Source organism: Caulobacter sp. GW821-FHT10A10, from assembly GCF_059415745.1.
This window is the reverse complement of sequence record NZ_JBWKNV010000003.1, coordinates 191,211-215,939: the sequence shown is the minus strand read 5'-3', so window position 1 is coordinate 215,939 and position 24,729 is coordinate 191,211. Positions and strand designations below refer to the sequence as shown.

Below are 24,729 nucleotides of genomic sequence, written 5' to 3'. Positions count from 1 at the left end.
CGGGCCTCACCCCTCGGCGCGGTGCACCACCCGGCCGTCGACCACGGTCATCAGCACTTGGCCTTGCAGGCGGCGGCCGTCGAACGGCGAGTTCTTAGACTTCGACAGCAGCTTGGCGGCGTCGACGATGATCGGGGCGTCGAGGTCGCACAGCACCAGGTCGGCCGGAGCCCCCGGCGCGATGCGGCCGGTCTGGAGGCCGAGCAACGAGGCCGGCGACAGGGTTACGGCCTTGATCAGGTCGATCAGCGGCAGGCGCTCGTCGTGATAGAGGCCCAGCAGCGCCGGCAGCAGGGTCTCCAGGCCCACGGCGCCGGGAGCCGCCTGGTCGAACGGCAGGCGCTTGTCCTCGGCGGGGGCGGGGGCGTGGGCGCTGACGACGATGTCGATCAGGCCGTCGGCCAGGGCCTCGATCAGGGCCTGGCGGTCGTCCTCGCCGCGCAGGGGCGGGGTGAGCTTGGCGAAGGTGCGGTAGTCGCCGATGTCCAGCTCGTTGAAGCACAGGTGGTTGATCGACACGCTGGCGTGGATGCGCAGGCCCCGGGCCTTGGCGCGGCCGAGCGTCTCCAGCGCCTGGGCGCTCGTCACCTGGTCGACCAGCAGGCGGCCGCCGGTGGCTTCCAGCAGGGCGACGTCGCGCTCCAGCATGATCCGCTCGGCCATCGGCGAGATCGACGGCAGGCCCATGCGGGCGGCGAACTCGCCGCCGGTCGCGGCGCCGCCCTTGGCCAGCCAGGGGTCGAGCGGGCGGTGAGCCAGGATGGTGTCGAAGCCCTTCGCATAGGTCAGCAGGCGCTGCATGACCTTGCTGTCGGCGATCGGGCGGTCGGCGTCGGTGACGTAGACGCAGCCGGCCTCGCGCATCAGGCCGATCTCGGCCATCTCCTCGCCCTTGAGGCCCTTGGTGGCCGCGCCGGCGCAGAGGATGCGGGCGCTGTCGATGTCGCGCGCCCGGCGCAGCAGGAAGTCGACCGTGCTGGGATCATCGACCGCCGGATCGGTGTCGGGCTGGACGACGAAGCTGGTGACGCCGCCGGCCGCTGCGGCGCGGGCGGCGCTGGCCAGGGTTTCCTTGGTCTCGGCGCCCGGCTCGCCGGTCTTGACGCGCAGGTCGATCAGGCCCGGGGCCAGCATGGCGCCGCCGCAGTCGACGACGCGCACGCCCTTGCCGAGCTTGCCGAACTCGCGGCCCTTGGCGACGTCGGCGATGACGCCTTCGGAGACGATGACGCCGCCGGGGCCGTCATAGCCGCTTTCCGGATCGACCAGGCGGGCGTTGACGAAGGCGAGCGGCTGGGGCGCGTTCATCGGCCTTCCTCCTCGAGACGGTGGGCGAGGGCGGCGAGCACGGCCATGCGGGCGGCGACGCCCATCTCGACCTGGTCCTGGATCAGGCTGACGGCGGGGTCGTCGGCGACGTCGCTGTCGATCTCCACGCCTCGGTTCATCGGGCCGGGGTGCATGACCTTGGCCCCCGGCGCGGCGCGCGACAGCTTCTCGCGGTCCAGGCCGTAGAAGCGGAAGTATTCGCGGGTCGAGGGCACGAAGCCGCCCTGCATCCGCTCCAGCTGAAGGCGCAGCATCATCACCACGTCGACCCCGGCCAGGCCCGACTTCATGTCGTGGTGCACGGTCACGCCCCAGCGCTCGGCCTGGGCCGGCATCAGGGTGGGCGGGCCGACCAGGCGCACGCTGGCGCCGAGGATCTGGAGGAGGGCGACGTTCGAGCGCGCCACGCGGCTGTGCAGCACGTCGCCGCAGATGGCCACGGTCAGGCCCGACACGCGGCCGAAAGCCCGCCGGATCGACAGGGCGTCCAGCAGGGCCTGGGTCGGGTGCTCGTGCTGGCCGTCGCCGGCGTTGACCACGCTGCCGCTGACCTTCTGGCTGAGCAGGGAGGCCGCGCCCGACGAGGCGTGGCGCACGACCAGCAGGTCGGGCCGCATGGCGTTCAGCGTCACGGCGGTGTCGATCAGGGTCTCGCCCTTGGCCACCGACGAGGTCTTGGGGTTCATGTTGACGACGTCGGCGCCCAGCCGCTTGCCCGCCAGCTCGAACGAGCTCTGGGTGCGGGTGCTGTTCTCGAAGAACAGGTTCATCAGCGTCCGTCCCTTGAGCAGGTCGAGGGACTTGGACGTCTGCCGGTTCAACGCCACGAAGGCGTCGGCCAGGTCCAGGAGGTCGGCCGCCTGGGGAGCGTTGAGATCGCCCGCCGAAAGGAAGTGCCGCTTGGGGAACGAGAAGAGGCGCTTGCGGATCGTCTCGATCGCCGCGCTGGGGTCATGGGCTGAAGCCGTCATGAGCCCGCGTCATAGGCGGCTTTGGGCGGGAAGGGAAGGACAGTCTGGTCCCTCTCCCTTTGCGGGAGAGGGTGGCCTCGCGGAGCGAGGTCGGGTGAGGGGTTGAAGACGCTGTCAGCCGCCTTGGGGCGGATCGACGGGGCGAAGCTTCGAGGTCAGAGAGACCCCTCATCCGTCGGCTTTCGCCGACACCTTCTCCCGCAAGGGGAGAAGGGGCCATGCTCACTCCCCCCGGATCCCCCGCATCCGCTCCAGGGCGCCCTGCAGGATCCAGCCGGCGGCCATCTTGTCGACGACCTCGCCGCGGCGCTTGCGGTTGACGTCGTGCTCGTCGATCAGGACGCGGGTGACGGCGGCGGTCGACAGGCGTTCGTCCCAGAAGGTGATGGTCAGGTCGGGACGTAGGCGCAGCAGGTTGCGGGCCAGGGCGCGGTTGGACTGGCAGCGCACGCCTTCGGTGCCGTCCATATTGACCGGCAGGCCGACGACGATCCCGGCCACCTTGCGGTAGTCGATGATGTCGAACAGGGCTTCGGCGTCCTGGGTGAACTTGGTCTTGTGGATCACGGTCAGCGGGCTGGCGACGGTCAGAGTGACGTCCGACACGGCCACGCCGATGGTCTTTTCGCCCGGATCCAGGCCGATGATCGGCTTGTAGTCGGGGATGGCGGCGGTGAATTCTTCGATGTCGAGAACGGGCATGGGCGGCTTCTACGCCTTTGCGCCCGCCGAAGCGAGAGCGCCGCCGATGCGAAAAGGCCCTGGGAAGGGGAGGCTGGGCTTGTCAAAGACGACGCTAGGCGGGTAACCCACCCCTCGACTGTCTGTAACTGCAGACAAACAACACTACTGCTTGGAGAAGGCCCCATGGCCATCGACGCCGCGACCGTCCGCAAGGTCGCCCGGCTCGCCCGCATCGCCGAACCCGAAGAGCGCATCGAGGCCCTGACCCAGGAGCTCAACGGGATCATGACCTGGATCGAGCAGCTGGCCGAGGTCGACACCGACGGCGCCGAGCCGCTGACCAGCGTCGTGGCCGCCGGCCTGCCGCTACGCGACGACGTCGTCACCATGGGCGGCGAGCCCGAAGTGGTGACCGGCAACGCGCCGAAATCCGTCTCCAACTTCTTCGTCGTGCCCAAGGTGGTCGAATAATGAGCGCCCTCACCAAGCTCACCCTGAAGGGCGCCGTCGACGGCCTGGCCGCCAAGGAGTTCACCTCGGTCGAACTGACCAAGGCCCACATCGACGCCATCGAAGGCGCGCGCGGCCTCAACGCCTACATCCTGGAGACCCCGGAGCAGGCGCTGGAGATGGCCGCCGCCTCGGACGCCCGTCGCGCCAAGGGCGAGGCCGGTCCGCTGGACGGCGCGCCGCTGGGCGTGAAGGACCTCTTCTGCACCAAGGGCGTGCGCACCACGGCCTGCTCGAAGATCCTCGAGAACTTCGTCCCGGCCTATGAGTCGACGGTGACGTCGAACCTGTGGCGCGACGGCGCGGTGATGCTGGGCAAGCTGAACCTCGACCAGTTCGCCATGGGCTCGTCGAACGAGACCAGCTACTTCGGCCCGGTCACCAACCCCTGGCGCGGCAAGGGCAGCAACAAGGCCCTGACCCCGGGCGGCTCGTCGGGTGGTTCGGCCGCCGCGGTCGCCGCCGACCTCTGCCTGGGCGCCACCGCCACCGACACCGGCGGCTCGATCCGTCAGCCGGCGGCCTTCACCGGCACCGTCGGCATCAAGCCGACCTACGGCCGCTGCTCGCGCTGGGGCGTCGTCGCCTTCGCGAGTTCGCTGGACCAGGCCGGCCCGATCGCCAAGACCGTCGAGGACGCGGCCCTGCTGCTGAACTCGATGTCGGGTCACGACGAGAAGGATTCCACCAGCCTCGACATCGCCGTTCCAGACTTCACCCAGTTCGTCGGCAAGTCGGTCAAGGGCCTGCGGATCGGCGTTCCCAAGGAATACCGCGTCGACGGCATGCCGGCCGAGATCGAGAAACTCTGGGCCGACGGGATCGCCTGGCTGAAGGACGCCGGCTGCGAGATCGTCGAGATCAGCCTGCCGCACACCAAGTACGCCCTGCCGGCCTACTACATCGTCGCGCCCGCCGAAGCCTCGTCGAACCTCGCCCGCTACGACGGCATGCGGTTTGGCCTGCGGGAGGACGGCGCCAACCTGACCGAGATCTACGAGAACACCCGCGCGTCGGGCTTCGGCGACGAGGTCAAGCGCCGCATCCTGATCGGCACCTATGTGCTGTCGGCCGGCTATTACGACGCCTACTACCTGAAGGCCCTGAAGGTGCGCCGCCGCATCGCCGAGGACTTCGACAACGCCTGGCAGAAGATCGACGCCATCCTCACCCCGACCGCGCCTTCGGCGGCGTTCGGCCTGGGCGAGAACAGCAACGACCCGATCGCCATGTACCTGAACGACGTCTTCACGGTGACGACCAACCTGGCCGGTCTGCCCGGTCTGTCGCTGCCCGCCGGTCTGGACGCCAACGGCCTGCCGCTGGGTCTGCAGATCATCGGCAAGCCGCTGGACGAAGGCACGGTGTTCTCGGTGGCCGGCGCCATCGAAAAGGCCGCCGGCTTCACGGCCAAGGCCGACAAGTGGTGGTGAGCTAGCCTCGGCTAGATCAAAAGAAAAAGGGCGGCTCCAGCGATGGAGCCGCCCTTCGTCATTCCAGGCCCTTACTGGCCAAGCCCTTACTGGGGCGTGTTGGGCGTCGCGGGGACGACCGGGACCGGCGCGGCCGGGGCCGTCGGGGCGGGCACGGCCAGCGGGGCCGGCTCGGCGACGATCGCCGTCGGCGCGGCCGGAGCCGGCGTCGGGGCCGGGGCCGTGGCGCTCACATTGGTCGAGGCCTCTTCAGCCGACGGGGCCGAAGGCGCTGGTCGGGCGACGCGGCGGGCGGCCGGACGCGGCTCGGCGCGGGCGACTTCCGTCCGCGCGACCGGCGCCGGGGCGGGAGCGGGCGTCGCGGCGGCCGGTTCGGGCATGGCCGCCGGGGTCGGCGCCGGGGCGGGCGTCACCATCGGTTCGGCCTCAGCCACCTTCAGGCTTTCGTCTTGGCTGGCCGGCGTCTGGGCCGGCTGGCTCATCAGCCCCCAGGCCAGGCCGCCGACGGCCAGGGCCAGAACCGGCACGCCGACCAGCAGCGGCAGGTTGTTCGAAGTCTTCCGCTTGCGGGTCGAGGTGCGCGCATAGACGGGCGCTTGCGGAAACAGTGCAGAACCGTCGCCGGTAGCGGCGATTGCGGGCTCAGGACCATCGAGATTCAAGGCAGGCATTTGGATCCTCCTCAGCTATCCTTGTCGGGATAAGTAACGGGAGGTTGCGATCACGGTTCCGACTGTCGCGGAATGGTTCCGTTTCTGCCGGATTCGGGTCTTAATTCTTGTGGCGCTTGCTGGGCGGTTGGAGAAAGCGGCCCGGACAGAGGTTCACTTCCTCCGTAAAATCCCCGCGAAAGCGGGGACCCAGGCTTTTTCTGCAACCCACAGCGCTCGACGATAAAACGCCTGGGCCCCCGCTTTCGCGGGGGTTTTACGGATTGGGGGTAAGGCGAGCCGCAGTCGTCCTCAATACCCCAGCGCCACCCCGTCCTTGCGCATCTCGGTCGCCGCCGCATATCGCCCCGGCCAGCGCTCGATGGCCTGGTAGCCGCCGTAGCCGCCGGCGTCGGTCTTAAGCTTCCAGCCGATGGCCTCCAGCGCCTTGCGGGTCTGCGCCGGCACGCCGCTCTCCAGGTCCAGCATCTCGACGTCCTCGGCCGCGATCCCGGTCGGTTCGGGCGAGCCGCCGTGGTGCCAGCGCGGGGCGTCGCCGGCTTCCTGCACGCCCAGGCCGAAGTCGACCATGTTGCTGATGATCTGGGTCTGGCCCTGGGGCTGCATGTCGCCGCCCATGACGCCGAAGCTCAGCCACGGCTCGCCCTTGCGGGTGGCGAAGCCGGGGATGATGGTCTGGAAGGGCCGCTTGCCAGGCGCGTAGATGTTGGGATGTCCATCGGTCAGGGCGAAGAGCTCGCCGCGATCCTGGAACATGAAGCCCAGGCCGTCGGGCGACAAACCGGAACCCATGCCGCGATAGTTGGACTGGATGATCGACACCATCATGCCGTCCTTGTCGGCGGTCGTGAAATAGGTGGTGTCGCCCTTGCTCGGCGCCGTGCCCGGGAACGACGGCGTCCAGATCTTGTCCGGACGGATCAGCTTCGCCCGCTCCTTGGCGTAGTCCTTGGAGATCAGCCAGTCGATCGGCGAGGTGTAGAAGTCCTGGTCGGCGTAGAACCGCGCGCGGTCCTCATAGGCCAGGCGCTTGGCCTCGACGGCGTGGTGGATCGCCTGCGCCGACTGGAAGCCCATGCCGGCCACGTCGAACTGCTCGAGGATATTGAGCATCTGCAGGGTGGCGAGGCCTTGCGTGTTGTCGGCCAGGGCGTGGACGTCGACGCCGCGATAGCCGGTGGTGTGAACGCTGGTCCAGACGGCCTTGTTGGCGGCCAGATCCGCCTTGGTCATCCAGCCGCCGATGCGCTTGAAATAGGCCTCGATGGTGGTGGCGATCTCGCCCTCGTAGAAGGCGCGGCCGCCGCCCTGGGCGATCAGGCGGTAGGTGCGGGCCAGGGCCGGGTTCTTGAAGATCTCGCCTTCGACGGGGGTCTTGCCCGTGGGGGCCCAGACCTTCTTGAAGTTCTCGACCTCCTCGATGTTCGAGGTCGGGTTGGTGAAGCGCCGATAGCTGCCGGCCAGGTAATAGGCGACGTTCTGGGTGACCGGGTAGCCTTCCTCGGCCGTGGCGATGGCGGGCTCGAACAGGTCGGCCCACTTCAGCTTGCCGTAGCGCTCGTGCAGGGTCCGCCAGGCGTCGACCGCGCCGGGCACGCTGACGCTGACCGCGCCCCAGCTGGGGATCTTGCCGTCCTTGGCGCGGCTGCGCACCGTCTCCAGCGACAGTCCCTTGGGCGAGCGGCCCGAGCCGTTCAGCCCCACGACCTTGCGGGTCTTGGGATCCCAGAGCAGCACGTAGCAGTCGCCGCCGATCCCGCACGAGATCGGCTCGCACAGGCCCAGCATGGCGTTGGCGGCGATGGCCGCATCGGCGGCCGAGCCGCCCTTCTTGAGCACCGCGATCGCCGCCTGGGTGGCCAGCGGATGGGCCGTGGCCGCCGCGCCGTGGATCCCCCAGGCCGCCGAGCGCGAGGCGAAGCTCGCGCCATCGACGCGGTCGCCGCCGTGCACGTCGGGCCGCTTCCGGTTGGGATTGGGGCCGGCGAGGATCTGCGACTGGGCGTAGGCCTGTCCGGCGAAGGCGGCGGCCGGCAGGGCGGCGAAGAAGGTGCGGCGGCGCATAGCGAGATCCCCACGAAAACGGCGAGTCCGTTTCTAGGGGCGGCCGGGAAGGGAGGCTAGGCGTTGCGCGAAAAGTGGGTGGGGGCGGGAGAAAGACCCCCTCAGTCGGCTTCGCCGACAGCTCCCCCAGAGGGGGAGCATCTGCTCTGCTGGGCGTCGGACGAGATCCTCCCCCTCTGGGGGAGGTGGCCCGGAGGGCCGGAGGGGGGACGTTTTCAGCTTTCGAGGCAGTGGCGGAGTCCGCGAGAACACCCCCCCCACCGATCGCTACGCGATCGCCTCCCCCACAGGGGGAGGTTCGTCCATCTCTACCCCAGCGCCAGCTCGTCCAGCTCCTTGCCAAGCATCAGGGCCAGGGCCTCGACCACCAGCACGTGGTCCTGCCGCTGGGGCAGGCCCGAGACCGTCACCGCGCCGATGCAGCCGAGGCCCCGCACCAGCAGCGGAAAGCCGCCGCCGTGCGTGGCGTAGTCGCGAGTCGGCAGGCCGTGCTTGGCCTCCAGCGTTTCGCCCTTGGCGGCCAGGGCCAGGCCGACGCCGTAGGAGCTCTTGGAGAAGTGCAGCACCGTGTTGCGCTTGCGGCGCAGCCAATCGGCGTTCTCGCCGGTCGAGCCGGGCAGGGCGGCGTGGAACAGCGCCCGGTCGCGCAACGACACGTCGATGGCCAGCGGCGCCTTGCGGGCCAGGGCCGCGTCGCGCAGGCCAGCGCCCAGGGCCCAGGCGGTGTCGAGATCGAAGTGCGGAAAGACCAGCGCCGCCTCCTGGGCTGCGATGCGGGCGATGTCTTCTTCGTGGCTCATCAGGCGGTCTCGACGCTCAGTTCGCGGCGCTCGGCGGCTGAGCGGGCGGCCAGGTCCAGCAGCTCCATCACCTGGAGGGCCTCGCGGGCCGGCACGGGGTTGGGGGCGCCGGTCAGGATCGCGTCGCGGATCCCAGCGTAATAGGCCGCGTAGTCGCCGCGCGCGCCGGCCACGGTCTCGGTGGTCAGGACGTCACCGTCGGCGCGGGTCAGGGTTCCAGGGCGGGGATCCAGGCCAAAGCCCTCGTCGGCCGGGGTCAGGCCGCGCTTGAGGGCGTCTTCCTGGGCGTCGAGGCCCTGCTTTATGAAGCTGCCCTTCGTGCCGTGCACGGCCAGGCGCAGGTCGGCGGCGGCGGTCAGCAGGCTGCCGTGCAGGATCACCCGCAGGGCGTCATAGCGCAGCACGACGTGGAAATAGTCGTCGGCCCCGGCGCCCTCGCGTTGGACGCCGATGTCGGCGCTGACCGCCAGCGGCTGACCGAACAGCTGCAGGGCCTGGTCCAGCAGGTGCGGGCCCAGGTCGAACCAGGCGCCCGCGCCCGGGCCGGCCCGCTCGCGCCAGCGGTCGCGCACGGTCGGGCGGAAGCGGTCGAAATGGCTTTCGTACTGCGTGACCTCGCCCAGCGCGCCCTCGGCGATCAGGCCCCTGAGCGTCAGGAAGTCGGCGTCCCAGCGGCGGTTGTGGAACACCGACAGCAGCCGGTCGGCGGTTTCGGCCGAGGCGACCAGCGCCCGGGCCTCGTCGAGGGTGACGGTGAACGGTTTATCGACGACGAGGTGCTTGCCGGCGGCGAGCACGGCCTGGCCCTGCGGGGCGTGCAACTCGTTCGGGGTGGCGATGACGACGAGGTCGATCTCGGCGTCGGCCAGGGCCTCGTCGAGGCCGGCGACCACCTTGGCCTCGGGATGGTCGGCGGCGACCTTGGCCGGGTCGCTGGACACGACGGTGTGCAGCACCAGACCCGGCGTCGTGGAAATCAGCGGGGCGTGGAAGGTCTTGCCGACATAGCCGTAGCCGACGAGGGCGACGTTGAGCGGGGCGGTGGTGGTCGGAGACAACGTTGTCATGACATCCAATCTAGGCCGTGATCGCGGCGAGGTCACGGCGCCAGGAACGAATGATCCCCCGAAAAGGCTCAAGAAAAAGCCCCCGGCGCGGCTGCGTCCGGGGGCTTGGGTTTCAGTCAGGTCGCGAAGATCAGATCTTCACCGGCTCCATCTTGGGCGCGAGCAGGTGCACGACGAGCAGGGCGACGAGATAGGCGCTGCCGGCGACGATGAAGATCGGGGTGTAGGTGCCGATCGTCTCGAGGACCTGGCCGATGTACTTGGAGAACACCATGCCGCCCAGGGCGCCCAGCATGCCGCCGATGCCGACGACGGAGCCGACGGCGCCGCGCGGGAAGACGTCCGACGGCAGGGTGTAGAGATTGGCCGAGAAGCCCTGGTGGGCGGCGGTGGCCACTCCGATGATCAGCACGGCGACCCATACGCTGCTGGCGAACGAGGCGAACATCACCGGCACGGCCAGCAGGGCGCAGATCAGCATGGTCAGCTTGCGGGCCCGGTTGATGGTGGCCCCGCGCTTCATCAGGTTGGACGACAGCCAGCCGCCGGCCACCGAGCCGACGTCGCTGAGCAGATAGATGGCGATCAGCGGCGGGCCGAAGGTCTTGAGATCCAGGCCGTAGCGCTTGCCCAGGAAGTCGGGCAGCCAGAACAGGAACATCCACCAGATCGGGTCGATAAGGAACTTGCCCAGGGCGTAGGCCCAGGTCTCGCGCTTGGTCAGCAGCTTGCTCCAGCCGATCTTCTCGACTGGGTCGGCGGGGTCCTGCTCGATGTGGGCCAGCTCGGCCGCGCCCAGCTTCTTGTGCTCGCGCGGACGGCGATAGACCAGGAGCCAGATCGGCAGCCAGATCAGGCCCGCGACGCCGGTGACGATGAAGGCCATCTGCCAGCCGAAGGCCAGGACGATGCCGGGCACGACCAAGGGTGTCACGATGGCGCCGATGTTGGTGCCGGCGTTGAAGATGCCGGTGGCGAAGGCCCGTTCCTTCTTGGGGAACCACTCGGCCACGGCCTTGATGCCGCCCGGGAAGCCGCCGGCCTCGCCGATCCCAAGACCCATGCGGGCGAAGACGAAGCCGCCGAAGCCCTTGGCCGCGGCGTGGGCGATGTGGGCGATCTGCCAGATGGCGAAGGCCACGCCGAAGCCCCAGCGGGCTCCGATCCTGTCCATGATCTTGCCCCAGGCGAGGTAAGCCACGGCGTAGGCCAGCTGGAAGTAGAAGACGAGGTCGGCGTAGTGCTTCTCGTTCCACCCGAACTCATGGGAGAGATCGGCCTTCAGCAGCCCGATCGTCTGCCGGTCCACATAGTTGATGACCATCGCCGCGAACAGCAGGCTGACGATCACCCAGCGATAGCGACCGATCTTCTCGGATGGCGCGGGAGCCGCGGGGATGTCCATCGACGTCGTCTTCCTTACCCTAGTTTTGTTTTTCGTTGTTCGACCTGGGACGCGGGGTCCCGTCAGGCGGGGACCGCCTTGCAGCGCACCTCGCCCAGCGGGCCGAAGCTTACGGTCGATTCCTCGCCCGCGGCGATGTCGTGAATGCCGGTGCTGGCGCCGGTGGTGACGATCATGCCCTTCTTCAGCGGGCGACCGCGCGAGGCGACGTGGCCCAGCAGGAAGGCCAGGGCCGCCAGGGGCGAGCCGGGGATCGAGGTCGCGCCGCCCTTGCCGACGCTGACGCCGTTGATGAAGGTCTCGGCCGGCATGGCCTCCCAGCCGAGCTCACGCCAGTTGGCGATCACCGGACCCAGGATCTGGCCGTCGTTGTTGCCGAAGTCGGAGACCACGATGGGCGGGCCCAGTTCGTTGATGGTCTTCAGCGGGCTGCCGGCGATCTCGACGCCGAGGATCAGCTCGCCGACATAGTCGGCGGCTTCTTCGGCGGTCCACTCGGTCTTGCCCTCGGGGGCGTCCTTGGACAGGCGGATGATGAACTCGGCCTCGACGGCGCAGAAGCCGCCGGGAATGGCGCGGAACGGGGTCGGCTCGGCGCCGGCGTCCCAGACGTTGTTCTTGAAGATGCAGCCGGCCAGGCGATCGACGCCCAGGCGCTCGCGGTGCTGCGGCGGGACGAGACCCACTTTCCAGCCGACCAGCTCGTCGGGCCACAGGTCGATGGCGATGTCCTGCACCGCGTAGCCGTCGGCCATGGTCTGGGGCAGGGCCCCGCCGGGATAGCCAGGAACCGAGACGCCTTTGCGGCGGGCTTCGACGAATTGGGGGGCGATGGACGCCGGTGCGAATAGGTCGCTCTGCGCCTCAGAAACGGTCACGCCGCGTACCCTCCCTCGAATTACTCAATGCCGGCCCGTTGATCGGACCTGCGCTGTCTCTAATGGAAACCGGTGTCATTGACAATTGGTCCACTGAAACACGTCGGACGGGCTAGGGGAACCGTTCTCGAACTCGGAGACTCTTGTTTTCAGCGGAGGAACGGGAAATGATGCAGCCGCAGCTGGCCGAATATCGCCGCAAGCGCGATTTCCAGAAGACCGCCGAACCCAGCGGCGAGCGGGCGGTGGCCGCGTCACCGCACCTGCGATTCGTCATCCAGAAGCATGACGCCACGCGGCTGCACTACGATTTCCGGCTGGAGGTCGACGGGGTGCTGAAGTCGTGGGCCGTGACCAAGGGACCGTCGCTGGACCCGGCCGACAAGCGGCTGTCGGTCGAGGTCGAGGACCACCCGCTCGACTACGGCGACTTCGAGGGCACGATCCCCAAGGGCCAGTACGGCGGCGGCACGGTGCAGCTGTGGGACCGCGGCTTCTGGGCGCCGGAACCGGGCTTCGAGGATATCGGCAAGGCGCTGAAGAAGGGCGAGCTGAAGTTCGTGCTGGAGGGCGAGCGGCTGCACGGCGGCTGGGTGCTGGTGCGGATGAACTGGGACCGCAACGCGAAGGACGGGAAGGGTAAGCGCGCCAACTGGCTGCTGATCAAGCACCAGGACGAGGCCGCGCGGCCGGGTAAGGGCGCGGCGATCCTCGACGAGGACCGCTCGATCGCCTCGGACCGGTCCATGGCCGACATCGCCGCCGGCAAGGGCAAGTCGCCCAAGCCCTTCATCCTGAAGACCAAGGGGAAGGCCGACGCGGTCTGGAAATCCCGCACCAAGGCCGAGCGCGAGGCGCTGGCCAGGGAGGCCGAGGAGACCCGCAGCTTCGAGCCCCAGAAAACGACCGCGAAATCAAAGGCCAAGCCCGCGGCCATGCCTGGCTTCGTCGAGCCGCAGCTGTGCAAGTCGGTCGAGCGGCCGCCGGCCGGGGCGGGCTGGGCGCACGAGATCAAGTTCGACGGCTATCGCCTGCAATTGCGCGTCGAGGACGGCCGGGCTGTGCTCCGCACCCGCAAGGGCCTGGACTGGACCGACCGGTTCGCCGGGATCGCCGAGGCCGCCGCCGACCTGCCCGACGCCCTGATCGACGGCGAGGCCGTGGTGCTCGACGAGGCCGGCCAGCCAGACTTCGCGGCCTTGCAGGCGGCGCTAGCTAAGGTAGGGGAGGCCGAGGGCGGCGAGGGCGAGATCATCTTCTTCGCCTTCGACCTGCTGTTCGCCGACGGCGAAGACCTGCGGTCCCAGACCCTGCGCGAGCGCAAGACGCGGCTGAAGGCGCTGCTGGGGCAGGATGAGCCCCGCCTGCGCTATGTCGATCACTTCGAGACGGCGGGCGACGCCGTGCTGCTGTCGGCCTGCAAGCTGGAGCTGGAGGGGATCATCTCCAAACGGCTGGACGCAACCTATCGCTCGGGCCGCAGCGAGACCTGGACCAAGTCCAAGTGCCGGGCCGGCCACGAGGTGGTGATCGGCGGCTGGACGACGACGGGGACGGCCTTCCGCTCGCTGATCGCCGGGGTGATGCGCGGCGGCAGGCTCGTGCATGTCGGCCGCATCGGCACGGGCTTCGGCAAGGACAAGGTCGCCAAACTCCTGCCCAAGCTGAAGGCGCTGGAGACCGACCGCTCGCCATTCGAAGGCGAGGGCGCGCCGAAGAAGGCCGCCAACATCCACTGGGTGAAACCCGAACTCGTCGCCGAGATCGAATATGCCGGCTTCACTGGCGAGGGCGCGATCCGCCAGGCCGCCTTCAAGGGCCTGCGCGAGGACAAGCCGGCTTCGGAGGTTGAGGCAGACGCCGTGCCGGCCGCCAAGGCGGAATTGGCCAAATCGACGCGCAAGGCCGTCAAGGCGGCGAGGTCCAAGGGCGAAAGCGTCGTGCTGGGCGTGCCGATCTCCAAGCCCGACAAGCCCCTGTGGCCCGACGCCGGCGACGGCGAGCCCGGGACCAAGCTCGATCTGGCCCGCTACTACGCCGCCGTCGGCGACTGGATGCTGCCACATATCCAGGGCCGGCCGGCCTCGGTGATCCGCGTCCCGGACGGCATCGACGGCGAGACCTTTTTCCAGCGCCACGCCATGCGCGGGATGTCGTCGCTGATCGAGACGGTCACCGTCAGCGGCGACCGCCAGCCCTACATCAGGTTCGACCGCGTCGAGGCCCTGGTCGCCGCCGCCCAGATCGCCGCCGTCGAGATCCATCCCTGGAACTGCCAGCCGGGCGATCCCGAGGTCGCCGGCCGGCTGGTCTTCGACCTCGATCCTGCGCCGGAGGTCGGGTTCGAGGCGGTGATCGAGGCGGCGCGGGAGATGCGCGACCGGCTGGAGGAGCTGGGCCTCGCCAGCTTCTGCAAGACCACCGGCGGCAAGGGGCTGCACGTGGTCACGCCGCTGTCGGACAAGGTCCCCTGGGACCAGGCCAAGGCCTTCGCCCGCGAGGTCTGCGCCCGCCTGGCCGCCGACGACCCGGACCGCTACCTGATCACCATGAGCAAGAAGGCGCGGGCGGGACGGATCTTCCTCGACTACCTGCGCAATGACCGCACCAGCACGGCGGTGGCCCCGCTGTCGGCCCGGGCGCGGCCGGGGGCGACGGTGTCGATGCCGTTGAACTGGACGCAGGTGAAGGCGGGGCTGGATCCGTCGCGGTTCACGATCCGCACGGCGCCGGACCTGATCGCCAGGAGCACGGCCTGGGCGGACTACTTCGAGGCGGGCAAGCCGTTGAAGGCGGCGATCAAGCGGCTGGGGTGATCACTATCGCGCTCCCCCTTTCGTCATCCCGGCCGAAGCGAAGCGTAGAGCCGGGACCCAGGGGCCGCCGCAACGCGCTGGCGACGCAGGCAGCCTGAGCGCGCCGCAGAGCCCAGTCCCCTGGGTCCCGGATAAGCGCTGCGCGCTTTCCGGGATGACGAGTTTGGGGAGCGGAGAATAGGGGGAGCAACCCTTGCCCCTTCTCCCGCACCATGACACCACCGCTTGGTGACGCTTGCGACGACCAAGGACGAAGGACGGTTCACCGCGCTGGACGGGCTGCGCGGCGTCGCGGCCTTGGGCGTGCTGCTCTACCACATTGCCGACTGGTCGGGCCGACGCGGCCATTTCGCGCACGGCTATCTGGCCGTGGATTTCTTTTTCTGCCTCAGCGGCTTCGTGCTGGCCCACGCCTTCGAGCGGCGGAAGATCGGGTTCTGGCCCTATCTGGTGGCCCGTTGGGTGCGGGTCTGGCCGATGCTGTTCATCGCCACGGTGGCTGGCGCGTTGCTGACGGGCCGGCCGAACGTCGAGACCGCGGTCGACGTCCTCAAGGGCCTGCTGCTGATCCCCAAGTTCGCGCCGATGGTGGCGGGGACCTTCCCGTCGCTGTTCCCGTTCAACCCGCTGGCCTGGTCGCTGTGCCTGGAGGTGCTGGTCAGCCTGGCCTGGTTCCCGCTGCGCCGCGCGCCGGACATGGCGATCATCATGTTCGTGTTGCTGGCCGGCGCGGCCCTGCTGTTCGTCGCCGTGGGCATGGGCGGGCTGCAGACCGGCTGGGACCAGGCGACCTTCGGCCTGGGCGTGCTGCGCGCCTCGTTCCCCTTCGCCATAGGCTGGCTGTGCTGGCGGCATCGGGGAAGTTTCGCCGCGAGGAAGGCCTGGGTTCCAGCGGCGCTGCTGCTGTTCGTGTTGGTGCTGCCGGTGTGGCCAAGCCGCGTGGCCAACGGCCTCTACGACTTCGCCTGCGCGACCTTGCTGTTCCCGGTCCTGGTGCTGCTGGGCGCTTACGATCCCGGCGGGCGGCTGGCGCGCTGGTGCGAGCGGCTGGGCGGGGTGTCGTACCCGCTCTACGCCCTGCACTGGGCGTTCTGGTACGTGATGATCTCGATCTATCCGAACGGCTGGAAGCGCGACCTGCCGCTGTGGTTCTGCGTGCTGGCCTTCTTCGTGCTGCCGGCCGCCTCGTGGGCGGCCTGGCGCTGGGTGGAGACGCCGCTGCGCACCTGGCTCAAGCGCGTCACGCACGCGCTCTGAAGAAAAATCATCGTTGTTCGGTGTGCCTCGGGCCAGGATGTGCGTCATGCACTCCGGGAAACCTGTCGAGACGGACCGTGCGGCCGAAAAGCGAACATGACCTGGGGAGCCTCGATCGGCGCTATCGGCCCGCGCTGATGGCGTTCTTCATGCGTCGCGCCGCCAGCCACAGCGACGCCGAGGACATGACCCAGGAGTTGTTCGCCAAGCTGGCCCTGACCGAAGCCGGCCGGACCATGGACAACGCCGACGCCTACATCTTCCAGATGGCCGCCAACCTGCTGCGCGACCGGGCGCGGCGCGAGCGGGTGCGGTCGAGCTACACCGCCGCCGTCCGCGCCGAGCCGATCGACCTGGAGCCGCTGGACCCGGCCCGGGTGCTGATGGGCCGCGAGCGGCTGGGCGAGGTGTCCGAAGCCCTGCGCGAACTGCCCGACCGCACCCGCGCCATCTTCCTGCTGTTTCGCCTGGAGGGCATGAAGCAGGCCGAGCTGGCGGAACTCTACGGCATGACCACCAGCGGCGTGCAAAAGCATATCCTCAAGGCCATGGGCCATCTGACGCGTCGCACGAGGGCCGGCGAATGAACGGTCCCGACGACATGACCGGCGCTCCGCATGAAGAGCCCCTGGACGTCGCCGCCGCCTGGTGCGTGCGCCTGGCGGAGGGCGAGCTGACCGACGTCGAGCAGGCGCAGCTGGAAGCCTGGTTCGCCGCCGATCCCGAGCATCGCGCGCTGCTGGACGACGCCGTGTCGGCCTGGCGCGCGGTCGATGACCAGGCGATGAGCCCGGGCATGGTCGCCCTGCGCGGCGAGGCCCTGGAAGACCTGCGCCGGGCCCAGCGCGGCCGCTGGTCGCGCAGGCCCGGCCGCCGTGCGGTGATCGGCGCGGCGCTGGCCGCCTGTTTCGTCGCGGCCTTGGCCGGCGGCGGCGTGGCCTGGCGCGCCAGCCTGCCCGACGTCTACCGCACCACAGAGGGCGAGCGCCGTATCGTCGAACTGCCCGACGGCTCGCGCGCCTCGCTCGACGCGGCCACGGTGCTGCGCGTGCGCTACGACGGCGGCCGCCGGCGGTTGTGGCTCGAGGAGGGCCGCGCCAAGTTCTCGGTGGCCAAGGATCCGTTGCGGCCGTTCTCCGTGGCCGCCGACGGCAAGCTGGTGGTCGCCACTGGCACGACCTTCAGTGTCGAGAAGCTGCCCGGCCAGATGCGCGTGGTGCTCTACGAGGGCCATGTGGCGGTGCTGGACGGGGAGGGGGCGCGCGGTCGCCCGCCGCCCACGGTCAAGGTCGATGGTGCGCCTGCCGAGCGGCTGCTGACCCCCGACCACGAACTGGTCGCCTCGACGACGTCGGACACCACGGTGGTCTCGCCCACCGACCCGTCGCGCGCCGCCTCGTGGGAGAACGGCCAGCTGGTGTTCCAGGACGAGCCCATGGATCTCGCCGTCGAGCGGGTGAACCGCTACGCCCGCGAGAAGCTGCGGATCGCCGATCCGGCCGTGGGCCGGCTGAAGATCAGCGGCGTCTTCACCTCGGGCGACACCCGGGCCTTCGTCGACGGTGTCACCGCCGTGCTGCCGGTGCGCGCCGAGCCGTCGCCGGGCGAGACGGTGCTGCGGATCGACCGGGGCCAAAACGACCGGGGGCAAAAAAAGATCAGCGGCGCTGGTGAGTCTTCCGCAGACTGAGGCGTCTCACTCACCAAAGCGCCGCCAAAGAACAATGATCGGCGCGAGGGAGGGAAGTGATGCGCAAGAGCTTCGACCGCCGCCTCGTCTGGGGCGCCACCGCTACCGCCGCCGTCCTGGCGGCCCTGACCGCGCCGACCGCCGGCTACGCCCAGCAGCGCGCGACCTACAGCTTCGACATTCCGGCCCAGGACCTGGGCGGCGCTCTGCGCGCCTTTGGTCGTGCGTCGGGCCAGCAACTGGCCTTCGACGAGACCCAGATCCGCGGCAAGCGCAGCGGCGGCCTGAAGGGCAGCTTCTCGGCCGATGAGGGCCTCAAGCGCCTGCTGGCCGGCTCCGACATGGTGGCCCAGCCCACCGCCAGCGGCGTCTACGCCATCCGCGGCCGCAGCCTGCTGGTCGCCGCCAGCGCCACGGCCCAGGCCTCGCCGGCCGTCGTCACCGAGCCGCAGGCCGCTCCGCCCGAAGCGCCGTCCGAAGTTGAAGAGGTCATCGTCGTCGGCACCCCCGGCGGCGCCGGCATCGACAAGCTGTCGGCCAGCTTCGCGGTCAGCACCGTCAACGCCGCCGACATCACCAAGGCCTCGCCCAAGTCGAGCGCCGAGCTCCTGGCCTTGGTGCCCGGCGTCTGGGTCGAGACCTCGGGCGGCGTTGCGGGCGCGAACGTCTTCGTGCGCGGCTTCCCCGCCACCGGCGACGCGGAGTTCCTGACCATCCAGCTGCAGGGCGCGCCGATCTATCCGCCCTCGACCCTGTCGTTCCTCGAGAACTCGTCGATCTTCCGCGTCGACGAGACCATCTCGCGGATGGAGGCCCTGCGCGGCGGTCCCAACCCGATCTTCTCCAACGGCCAGCCGGGCCTGACGACCAACTTCATGCTCAAGGAGGGCGGCGAGGACACCAAGGGCCTGATCAAGGCCTCGACCTCCGACTACGGCCTGCGCCGCGTCGACGGCGTGGTCAGCGGCAAGCTGGCCGACGACCTCTTCTTCATGGTCGGCGGCTACGTCTCCCGCTCGCCCGGCGTGCGCGACACCCAGTTCGACAGCGAGAAGGGCCAGCAGTTCACGGTGAACCTCACCAGGAAGCTGGAGAACGGCAAGATCAACCTCTACGCCCGCGCCACCGACGACCACGGCGCCTGGTACCTGCCGTTCGCCATCAATGTGCCGGGCGTCGACAAGGGGACCTACACCCAGATCGGCGAGCTTTCGCGCCACCAGACCCTGCAGGTGAACGCCGACGGCACGACCCGCCAGTTCGACCTGGCCGACGGGCGCGGCTGGAAGGGCTACGTGGTCGGGGGCAGCTTCGAGCACGAGTTCGGCGACGGCTGGACGGTGCGCGACCGCTTCAGCTTCACCAAGGGCGACGCCAATACCTACGGCCTAGTGCCCGACGGCGGGGCGGTGACGGCGGCGTCGGTGGCGGCGGTCACCGGTTCTGCCGTGACCACGCGCGGCGGCGCGACCCTCGGCTCCAGCGACTATGTGCAGAACTGGGGCGCCTGGATCGTCGAGAAGGAGATCGAGGCGCTGACCAACGACTTCAGCGTCTCCAAGAGCTTCGGAACGCACGAGCTTTCGGCCGGCTACTACGCCTCCAGCTTCTCGTCGGACGACTTCTGGACGATCGGCAACTTTCGCCCGATGCAGGTCAAGGCCAACGGCGACTACCTGGCGACCGGAATCACCTGCGCCAATCTGGCGACCGCCGGCAGCGGTTCGGGCTGCTGGAACTACGGTTTGGTCTCGGCCGGCGACGGGCGGGTGGACGCGCTCTACCTGGCTGATTCCTGGCAAGCCACCGAGAAGCTGCGCATCGACCTTGGCGTCCGTCGCGAGCGGTTCAAGACCGACTATGTCGTCGATGACGGCAATGGCTATCCGGACGGCCTGGCCATCCGCACCACCGACTACAGCCACAGCAAGACGTCCTACACGGCCGGCGCCAACTACGACCTCAACGAGGTCTCGGGCGTCTTCGTGCGCTATTCGCGGGGCTACAAGTTCCCCAGCTTCGACAACTTCCGCGAAAACCTTACCGACACCCTGAAGGTCGACCAGTACGAGCTGGGCTACAAGCTGCGCAGCGGGCCGTTCGAACTCTACGCCACCGGCTTCGCCAACGAGTTCAAGGGCGCCAAGTTCGCCGACGTCGGCGGCATCCAGGAAAGCAACACCAACCGCGCCCGGGGCGTCGAGCTCGACGGCCGCTGGAAGTCGGACTTCGGCCTGTCGCTGGCCCTGAACGGCACCTTCCAGAAGACCGAGATCAAGCAGTCGTCGATCCCGGCCAACGCCGGCAACAGCGCTCAGCGTCAGCCCGACTGGCAGATCCGCTTCACGCCCAGCTGGGACGTCGCGCTCGGCACGGTGGACGCCACCTTCTACGGCACGCTCAGCGCCGTCGACGACCGCTACGCCGACAACGCCAACACCCAGGTGCTGAAGGGCTACGAGAAGCTCGATCTGGGCGCGATCTTCCGGGTGGGGGCCTTCGACGTGCAGGTGGCCGGCGACAATCTCACCGACAGCCACGGCCTGACCGAAGGCGACCCGCGCTCGACCAGCGGCGCCAACGCCCGGCCGATCCTGGGCCGGTCGGTGCGGCTGAGCGTCGGCTACAACTTCTAGCCATCTCGCGGGTTCTGTCCTGCAACGGTTCCTGCGCGCGGGCCGGCTTCCTCCCTGCCGGTCCGCGTCTTTTTCGATGAGGCCCCGATGATCCGCGCCCGCCTGCTCGCCGTCGTCTCCGCAGCGGCCTGGACGGCGCTGACGCCGCTCGCCCTGGCGCAGACCCCGGCGGCGGAGGTCCCGACGCCGGCCGACACCTACCAGGAGCTTTTCCACCAGGTGCAGACACGGCGGCTGTTCCCGGACGGCAAGACCTTCGTCGACGCCACGCCGAAGCGCGACCCGGCCGCCATCTTGAAGGCCTACCGCGCCCATGCCCGCTTCACCGACGCCGAGCTGAAGCGCTTCGTACGGGCCAACTTCGTCGTGCCCGAGGCCGGCGCGGCGCCCGCGCCCAGCGCCGAGCGCACCACCTTGAAAGCCCACGTCGCCGCCCTGTGGCCGCACTTGACCCGCGAGCCCGTCAGGCCGGTGGCCGGCGGTTCGGCTCTGGCGATGGAGAAGCCCTTCGTCGTGCCCGGCGGGCGCTTTCGCGAGATCTACTACTGGGACAGCTACTTCACGATGCTGGGTCTGAAGCTCGACGGGCGTTCTGACCTGGTCGAGAGCATGATCGACGACTTCGGCGGGCTGATCGACGGCTACGGCCACATCCCCAACGGCGCGCGCACCTACTATCTCAGCCGTTCGCAGCCGCCGTTCTTCTACGCCATGGTCGGCCTCTCCGAAGCGACCGACCCGGCGGTGGTCAAGGCCCGGGTCGACCTGATGCGGCGCGAGCACGCCTTCTGGATGGACGGCGAGAAGACGCTGGCCCCGGGCAAGGCGTATCGCCGCGTGGTCTCCCTGCCGGGCGGAGCGGTGCTGAACCGCTACTACGACGACCGCGTCACGCCGCGCGACGAGTCCTATCGCGAGGATCTGGAGACCGCCCGCGAGGCCTCGCTGGCCACGGGGCGTCCGCCGGCCGAGGTGTTTCGCGACCTGCGGGCCGGGGCCGAGAGCGGCTGGGACTTCTCCTCGCGCTGGATGGCCGACGGCGAACATCTGAAGACCATCCGCACGACCGCCATCGTGCCGGTCGACCTCAACAGCCTGCTGTACGGCCTGGAGATGGCGATCTCGACCGGCTGCGCCCGGATCGCCGACAGCCCGTGCGTCGCCGAGTTCGACGGTCGGACCAAGGCGCGCAAGGCGGCGATGGACGCGGTGCTTTGGGACGCCTCGCGCGGCGTCTATCTGGATTATCTCTGGACCGGCGGCGAGCGGATCGACGCCCTCAGCGCCGCCACCCTCTATCCGCTGTTCGTCGGCGCGGCCTCGCCCGAGCAGGCCAAGGCGGTGGCGATCGCGACCCGGGCGCAACTGTTGGCCTCGGGCGGCCTGCGCACCACCACCCGCCGCACCGGCCAGCAGTGGGATACGCCCAACGGCTGGGCGCCCCTGCAGTGGGTGGCCGTCGCCGGCTTGCGCCGCTACGGCGAGACGGCCCTGGCGTCGGAGATCTCGGATCGCTGGCTGGCCACGGTCGAGCGCGAGTACCGGGCCAGCGGCAAGATGCTGGAGAAGTACGACGTCGAGGAGGCCAAGGCCGGCGGGGGCGGGGAGTACCCGCTGCAGGACGGCTTCGGCTGGACCAACGGCGTGACGCGGGCGCTCCAGGAGAGCGCGGCGAACTAAAGCTCCGGCTCGTCGCCGCCCAGCCGCTCGATCTCCTCGACCAGGCCGTCGACGTTGAGGATGGTCAGGGTGCGGCCCTGCTTGGCGATCAGCCGGCGGGCCTCCAGGCGGTTCAGCTCGCGGGTCACGGCCTCGCGCTGGGCGCCCGCCAGGACGGCTATCTCGGCGTGCGTCGGAGCCTTGCCGAGCACCGCCTGATTGTCCTCGATGCCGGCCTCGGTGGCCAGGCGCACCAGTTCCATCTGCACGCGGCAGGGAGCGGAGACGGCGTTCAGCTCGAACACCCGGCTGCTCAGCGCTCGGACCATGGCCGCCAGGTCCTCCAGCACCGCGCGGGTGAAGTTGGGCGCGCCGGCCATCAGTTCGGCGACCAGCGGCTCGGGCAGGCGGCCGACGGTGGATTCGGTCAGGGCTGTGACGTTGGCCGAGCGCGGCAGGCGGTCGATGGCGGCGATCTCGCCGAAGTACGAGCCCGGCTGCAGGCGGCGATAGCCGACCTCGCGGCCCGAGCGGGCGTACTGATTCACCAGCAGCAGGCCGTTGATCACGATGTAGACCGCGCCGCCCGGATCGTGGCGCTGGACCAGCCGCGCGCCGCGCCGCACCGACAGGATTTCGACCCGCGGCACCAGGGCTTCGATCTCGGTCGGGCTCATGTGGCGCAGGAGCCGACTGTCCGTCAGCGCCTGCAGCCGAAAGGCGTTATCGCCATAAGCTGCAGCGTGCGGGGTGCTCGCGGGGACGGATGAGTCCATAATCGCCGCTCCAGAGTTCGCGTACGGGGAGAGTCGAGGGGCAATGGGGGACTTAAACTACAAGGCCTTCATCAGCTACAGCCATGGCGACGGCAAGCTCGTCGACTGGCTGCACAAGGGCCTGGAGGCCTATCGTCCTCCCAAGGGCGTGGGGGCGGCGGCTGGCCGGCCGCTGCGTCCGATCTTCCGTGATCGCGCCGAACTCTCCGCCGCCGCCGATCTGGGCGAGGCGATTCGCACCGCCCTGGACCATTCCGAGTTCCTGATCGTCGTCTGTTCGGAGGCGGCGCGCCGTTCGAAATGGGTCGGCGAAGAGATCCGGCATTTCCTCTCCTCCCACGGACCCCAGCGGGTGATCTGCCTGCTGGTCGACAGTCCCGAGGGCGGCGGAGAGGTCGTCGACTGTCTGCCGCAGGCCCTGCGCGAGGCCCTGCCGCCGGGCGGAGAACCTCTGGCGGCCGACATCCGCCCAGGCGGCGACGGACGCCGGCTGGCCTTCATGAAGATCGCCGCGACCCTGCTGGGGACGCGGCTGGACAGCCTGATCCAACGCGACGCGCGCCGTCGCACGCGCTGGATGACAGCGATCACCACCGGCGCGCTCGGCGTGGCGGTGGTGACCGGCGCCCTGGCCCTGATCGCCGTCGACGCTCGCCGCGAGGCCGACGCCCAGCGGGCCGAGGCCGAAGACCTGGTGGCCTACATGCTGGGCGATCTTCGCAAGAAGCTGGAGCCTGTCGGCCGGCTGGACGTGCTCGACGGCGTCGGCGCCCGGGCGCTCGCCCACTACGCCCATGTGCGCACCGGCGACCTGGACGATACGGAACTGGCCCAGCAGGCCAAGGCCCAGACCCTGCTGGGCGAGGTCCGCGTCAAGCGAGGCGATCTGAAGGGCGCGCGCCAGGCCTTCTCGCAGGCGGCGCGCACCTCCGAGGCCCTGTCGAACCGCGAGCCCAACGACGGCGCGCGGCTCTACGATCATGCCCAGAACGTCTTCTGGCTGGCCTATGTGGACTGGCGGCTGGCGCGGGCGACCGAGGCCGAGGCCGGGTTCCGGCGCTACGGCGAACTGGCCGAGCGGCTGACGCGCCTGGATCCGTCCAACGCCGATTGGCGGCTGGAGGTCGCCTACGCCCGCAGCAACCTGGGCACCCTGCTGTTCGAGCAGGGGAGGCCCAAGGACGCCCTGGCGGCGTTCATCGACGCCCGCGACCGCTTCACGGTCGCCTACAAGGCCGCGCCCGACGTCAAGGCCCACGTGCTCGACCTGGCCGACACCCGGGCCTGGGTGTCCGACAGCCTGCTGCGAATGGGGCGGGTCCGCGAGGCCTATGCCGAGCGGGTGGCGGTGCACGAACTGATGACGGGATTGCTGAAGAAGCAGCCCGACGACCGGCCGCTGATGGCCAAGGTCCTCGCCGGCCAACTCGCCTTGGCGCGGCGCGCTCTGGATCTCGGACGGGTCGAGGAGGCTGACAGGCTGATCGACGAGGCTAGTCGCGGCTTCATGGAACTAGTGGCGCTGGACCCCCAGAACGCCAATTGGCTGGAGTTCGCCGCAACGGCGGACATGGAGGCCTTCGACGTGGCGGTGGCGGCCGGCGACCTGACCGCGGCGCGCGCGGCTCACGTTCGCGCCAGCGAGCGGGCGGCGAAGTTGCGGGCGCTGAATCCGGAGGTCTACGCCTGGACCGCCAAGCTGAGCGGTCGCCTGCGAGCCCAGACCATCAGGCTCGCCGACATCGACGGCCGGCCCGATCTGGCCAAGGCCGCGGCGACCGAGATCGAGCGCTCGCTGGCGGCGCGTCCGGGCGTGAAGGGCGATGCGGATCGCGAAGCCCTGCTGCTGGGCGCGGCGCATCTGGCGCAGGGGCGGCCGGACGAGGTGCAGCGCCTGCTGGGTCCTCGTCAGGATAGTCTGACCCCGGAGGGACGGGACACCTTGGCCCGCGCACTGCACCGCCTGGGACGCGCCGACGAGGCTGCGGCGATCGTTCGCTCACTCCGCGCACAAGGTTATGCGAGACCCGATTTTGTTGCGTTCTGGCGCGATTCAGCCCTAGGTTAATTCGCCTCAAGGGGG

19 protein-coding genes are annotated in these 24,729 nt (G+C 69.6%); 9 read left to right on the top strand and 10 right to left on the bottom strand.

Annotated elements, in window-relative coordinates:
- Positions 1-6 precede the first annotated feature (6 nt).
- The 3 genes from pyrC to ruvX all read right to left on the bottom strand — a co-directional run bounded on the left by pyrC (position 7) and on the right by ruvX (position 3,002).
- Positions 7-1,308: a dihydroorotase gene (gene pyrC / locus AC07NS_RS10310; protein ID WP_494603014.1), complete on the bottom strand. Its 1,302-nt coding sequence runs from the start codon at positions 1,306-1,308 to the stop codon at positions 7-9.
- Complete coding sequence (locus AC07NS_RS10305) at positions 1,305-2,300, bottom strand: aspartate carbamoyltransferase catalytic subunit (protein ID WP_494603013.1); 996 nt, start codon at positions 2,298-2,300, stop codon at positions 1,305-1,307. Before AC07NS_RS10305 ends, pyrC begins: the two co-directional genes overlap by 4 nt.
- A 222-nt stretch (positions 2,301-2,522) precedes the next feature.
- Positions 2,523-3,002 (bottom strand): Holliday junction resolvase RuvX, encoded by a 480-nt coding sequence (gene ruvX / locus AC07NS_RS10300; RefSeq protein WP_110119069.1) that lies wholly within the window; start codon positions 3,000-3,002, stop codon positions 2,523-2,525.
- A 165-nt stretch (positions 3,003-3,167) separates the two neighbouring features.
- On the opposite strand from ruvX, the gene gatC reads away from it, so the two are divergent.
- Both gatC and gatA read left to right on the top strand, forming a co-directional pair.
- Positions 3,168-3,455: an Asp-tRNA(Asn)/Glu-tRNA(Gln) amidotransferase subunit GatC gene (gene gatC, locus AC07NS_RS10295; protein WP_494603012.1), complete on the top strand. Its 288-nt coding sequence runs from the start codon at positions 3,168-3,170 to the stop codon at positions 3,453-3,455.
- Positions 3,455-4,927, top strand: coding sequence for an Asp-tRNA(Asn)/Glu-tRNA(Gln) amidotransferase subunit GatA (gene gatA / locus AC07NS_RS10290; protein ID WP_494603011.1), 1,473 nt, complete (start codon positions 3,455-3,457; stop codon positions 4,925-4,927). The genes gatC and gatA overlap by 1 nt, the downstream gene beginning before the upstream one ends.
- Positions 4,928-5,013: 86 nt before the next feature.
- On the opposite strand, the gene AC07NS_RS10285 is transcribed toward gatA, so the two are convergent.
- From AC07NS_RS10285 to AC07NS_RS10260, 6 genes are all read right to left on the bottom strand, one after another.
- Entirely contained in the window at positions 5,014-5,598 is a 585-nt protein-coding gene (locus AC07NS_RS10285) for a hypothetical protein (RefSeq protein WP_494603010.1), read from the bottom strand.
- 291 nt (positions 5,599-5,889) lie between these two features.
- Positions 5,890-7,662, bottom strand: a complete 1,773-nt coding sequence (locus AC07NS_RS10280) for a gamma-glutamyltransferase family protein (protein WP_494603009.1) — start codon at positions 7,660-7,662, stop codon at positions 5,890-5,892.
- Positions 7,663-7,970: 308 nt separating this feature from the next.
- On the bottom strand, positions 7,971-8,462 hold the full coding sequence (locus AC07NS_RS10275; RefSeq protein WP_494603008.1) for a heme-degrading domain-containing protein: 492 nt from the start codon (positions 8,460-8,462) through the stop codon (positions 7,971-7,973).
- Complete coding sequence (locus AC07NS_RS10270; RefSeq protein ID WP_494603007.1) at positions 8,462-9,529, bottom strand: oxidoreductase; 1,068 nt, start codon at positions 9,527-9,529, stop codon at positions 8,462-8,464. The genes AC07NS_RS10275 and AC07NS_RS10270 overlap by 1 nt, the downstream gene beginning before the upstream one ends.
- 130 nt (positions 9,530-9,659) lie before the next feature.
- Entirely contained in the window at positions 9,660-10,934 is a 1,275-nt protein-coding gene (locus tag AC07NS_RS10265) for an MFS transporter (RefSeq protein ID WP_494603006.1), read from the bottom strand.
- Between the two features lie 62 nt (positions 10,935-10,996).
- Positions 10,997-11,812 (bottom strand): 2-keto-4-pentenoate hydratase, encoded by an 816-nt coding sequence (locus tag AC07NS_RS10260; protein WP_494603005.1) that lies wholly within the window; start codon positions 11,810-11,812, stop codon positions 10,997-10,999.
- Between the two features lie 167 nt (positions 11,813-11,979).
- On the opposite strand from AC07NS_RS10260, the gene ligD reads away from it, so the two are divergent.
- The 6 genes from ligD to treF all read left to right on the top strand — a co-directional run bounded on the left by ligD (position 11,980) and on the right by treF (position 21,891).
- Positions 11,980-14,628, top strand: a complete 2,649-nt coding sequence (gene ligD / locus AC07NS_RS10255) for a DNA ligase D (protein ID WP_494603004.1) — start codon at positions 11,980-11,982, stop codon at positions 14,626-14,628.
- 228 nt (positions 14,629-14,856) lie between these two features.
- Entirely contained in the window at positions 14,857-15,885 is a 1,029-nt protein-coding gene (locus AC07NS_RS10250; RefSeq protein ID WP_494603003.1) for an acyltransferase family protein, read from the top strand.
- A gap of 20 nt (positions 15,886-15,905) precedes the next feature.
- A complete protein-coding gene (locus tag AC07NS_RS10245; RefSeq protein WP_494603002.1) occupies positions 15,906-16,472 on the top strand; it encodes an RNA polymerase sigma factor in 567 nt (188 codons plus the stop codon).
- Entirely contained in the window at positions 16,469-17,575 is a 1,107-nt protein-coding gene (locus AC07NS_RS10240) for a FecR family protein (RefSeq protein WP_494603001.1), read from the top strand. Before AC07NS_RS10245 ends, AC07NS_RS10240 begins: the two co-directional genes overlap by 4 nt.
- Before the next feature lie 59 nt (positions 17,576-17,634).
- Entirely contained in the window at positions 17,635-20,211 is a 2,577-nt protein-coding gene (locus tag AC07NS_RS10235; protein WP_494603000.1) for a TonB-dependent receptor, read from the top strand.
- An 87-nt stretch (positions 20,212-20,298) separates the two neighbouring features.
- Positions 20,299-21,891, top strand: a complete 1,593-nt coding sequence (gene treF / locus AC07NS_RS10230) for an alpha,alpha-trehalase TreF (RefSeq protein ID WP_494602999.1) — start codon at positions 20,299-20,301, stop codon at positions 21,889-21,891.
- On the opposite strand, the gene AC07NS_RS10225 is transcribed toward treF, so the two are convergent.
- The gene (locus tag AC07NS_RS10225; protein WP_494602998.1) at positions 21,888-22,646 is read right to left on the bottom strand and encodes a Crp/Fnr family transcriptional regulator; all 759 of its coding nucleotides are present in this window, start codon (positions 22,644-22,646) and stop codon (positions 21,888-21,890) included. The two genes, treF and AC07NS_RS10225, sit on opposite strands and share 4 nt — an antisense overlap.
- Positions 22,647-22,689: 43 nt before the next feature.
- On the opposite strand from AC07NS_RS10225, the gene AC07NS_RS10220 reads away from it, so the two are divergent.
- Positions 22,690-24,714, top strand: a complete 2,025-nt coding sequence (locus AC07NS_RS10220) for a TIR domain-containing protein (RefSeq protein WP_494602997.1) — start codon at positions 22,690-22,692, stop codon at positions 24,712-24,714.
- The last annotated feature ends 15 nt before the right edge of the window (positions 24,715-24,729 follow it).

Bases quoted from the DNA above. Each gene is read 5' to 3' on its own strand.
- AC07NS_RS10235 (WP_494603000.1), top strand. From the start codon at position 17,635: ATGCGCAAGAGCTTCGACCGCCGCCTCGTCTGGGGCGCCACCGCTACC.
- AC07NS_RS10305 (WP_494603013.1), bottom strand. From the start codon at position 2,300: ATGACGGCTTCAGCCCATGACCCCAGCGCGGCGATCGAGACGATCCGC.
- ruvX (WP_110119069.1), bottom strand. From the start codon at position 3,002: ATGCCCGTTCTCGACATCGAAGAATTCACCGCCGCCATCCCCGACTAC.
- AC07NS_RS10285 (WP_494603010.1), bottom strand. From the start codon at position 5,598: ATGCCTGCCTTGAATCTCGATGGTCCTGAGCCCGCAATCGCCGCTACC.
- gatA (WP_494603011.1), top strand. From the start codon at position 3,455: ATGAGCGCCCTCACCAAGCTCACCCTGAAGGGCGCCGTCGACGGCCTG.
- AC07NS_RS10225 (WP_494602998.1), bottom strand. From the start codon at position 22,646: ATGGACTCATCCGTCCCCGCGAGCACCCCGCACGCTGCAGCTTATGGC.
- ligD (WP_494603004.1), top strand. From the start codon at position 11,980: ATGATGCAGCCGCAGCTGGCCGAATATCGCCGCAAGCGCGATTTCCAG.
- pyrC (WP_494603014.1), bottom strand. From the start codon at position 1,308: ATGAACGCGCCCCAGCCGCTCGCCTTCGTCAACGCCCGCCTGGTCGAT.
- AC07NS_RS10280 (WP_494603009.1), bottom strand. From the start codon at position 7,662: ATGCGCCGCCGCACCTTCTTCGCCGCCCTGCCGGCCGCCGCCTTCGCC.
- AC07NS_RS10265 (WP_494603006.1), bottom strand. From the start codon at position 10,934: ATGGACATCCCCGCGGCTCCCGCGCCATCCGAGAAGATCGGTCGCTAT.
- AC07NS_RS10270 (WP_494603007.1), bottom strand. From the start codon at position 9,529: ATGACAACGTTGTCTCCGACCACCACCGCCCCGCTCAACGTCGCCCTC.
- AC07NS_RS10275 (WP_494603008.1), bottom strand. From the start codon at position 8,462: ATGAGCCACGAAGAAGACATCGCCCGCATCGCAGCCCAGGAGGCGGCG.
- treF (WP_494602999.1), top strand. From the start codon at position 20,299: ATGATCCGCGCCCGCCTGCTCGCCGTCGTCTCCGCAGCGGCCTGGACG.
- gatC (WP_494603012.1), top strand. From the start codon at position 3,168: ATGGCCATCGACGCCGCGACCGTCCGCAAGGTCGCCCGGCTCGCCCGC.
- AC07NS_RS10220 (WP_494602997.1), top strand. From the start codon at position 22,690: ATGGGGGACTTAAACTACAAGGCCTTCATCAGCTACAGCCATGGCGAC.
- AC07NS_RS10240 (WP_494603001.1), top strand. From the start codon at position 16,469: ATGAACGGTCCCGACGACATGACCGGCGCTCCGCATGAAGAGCCCCTG.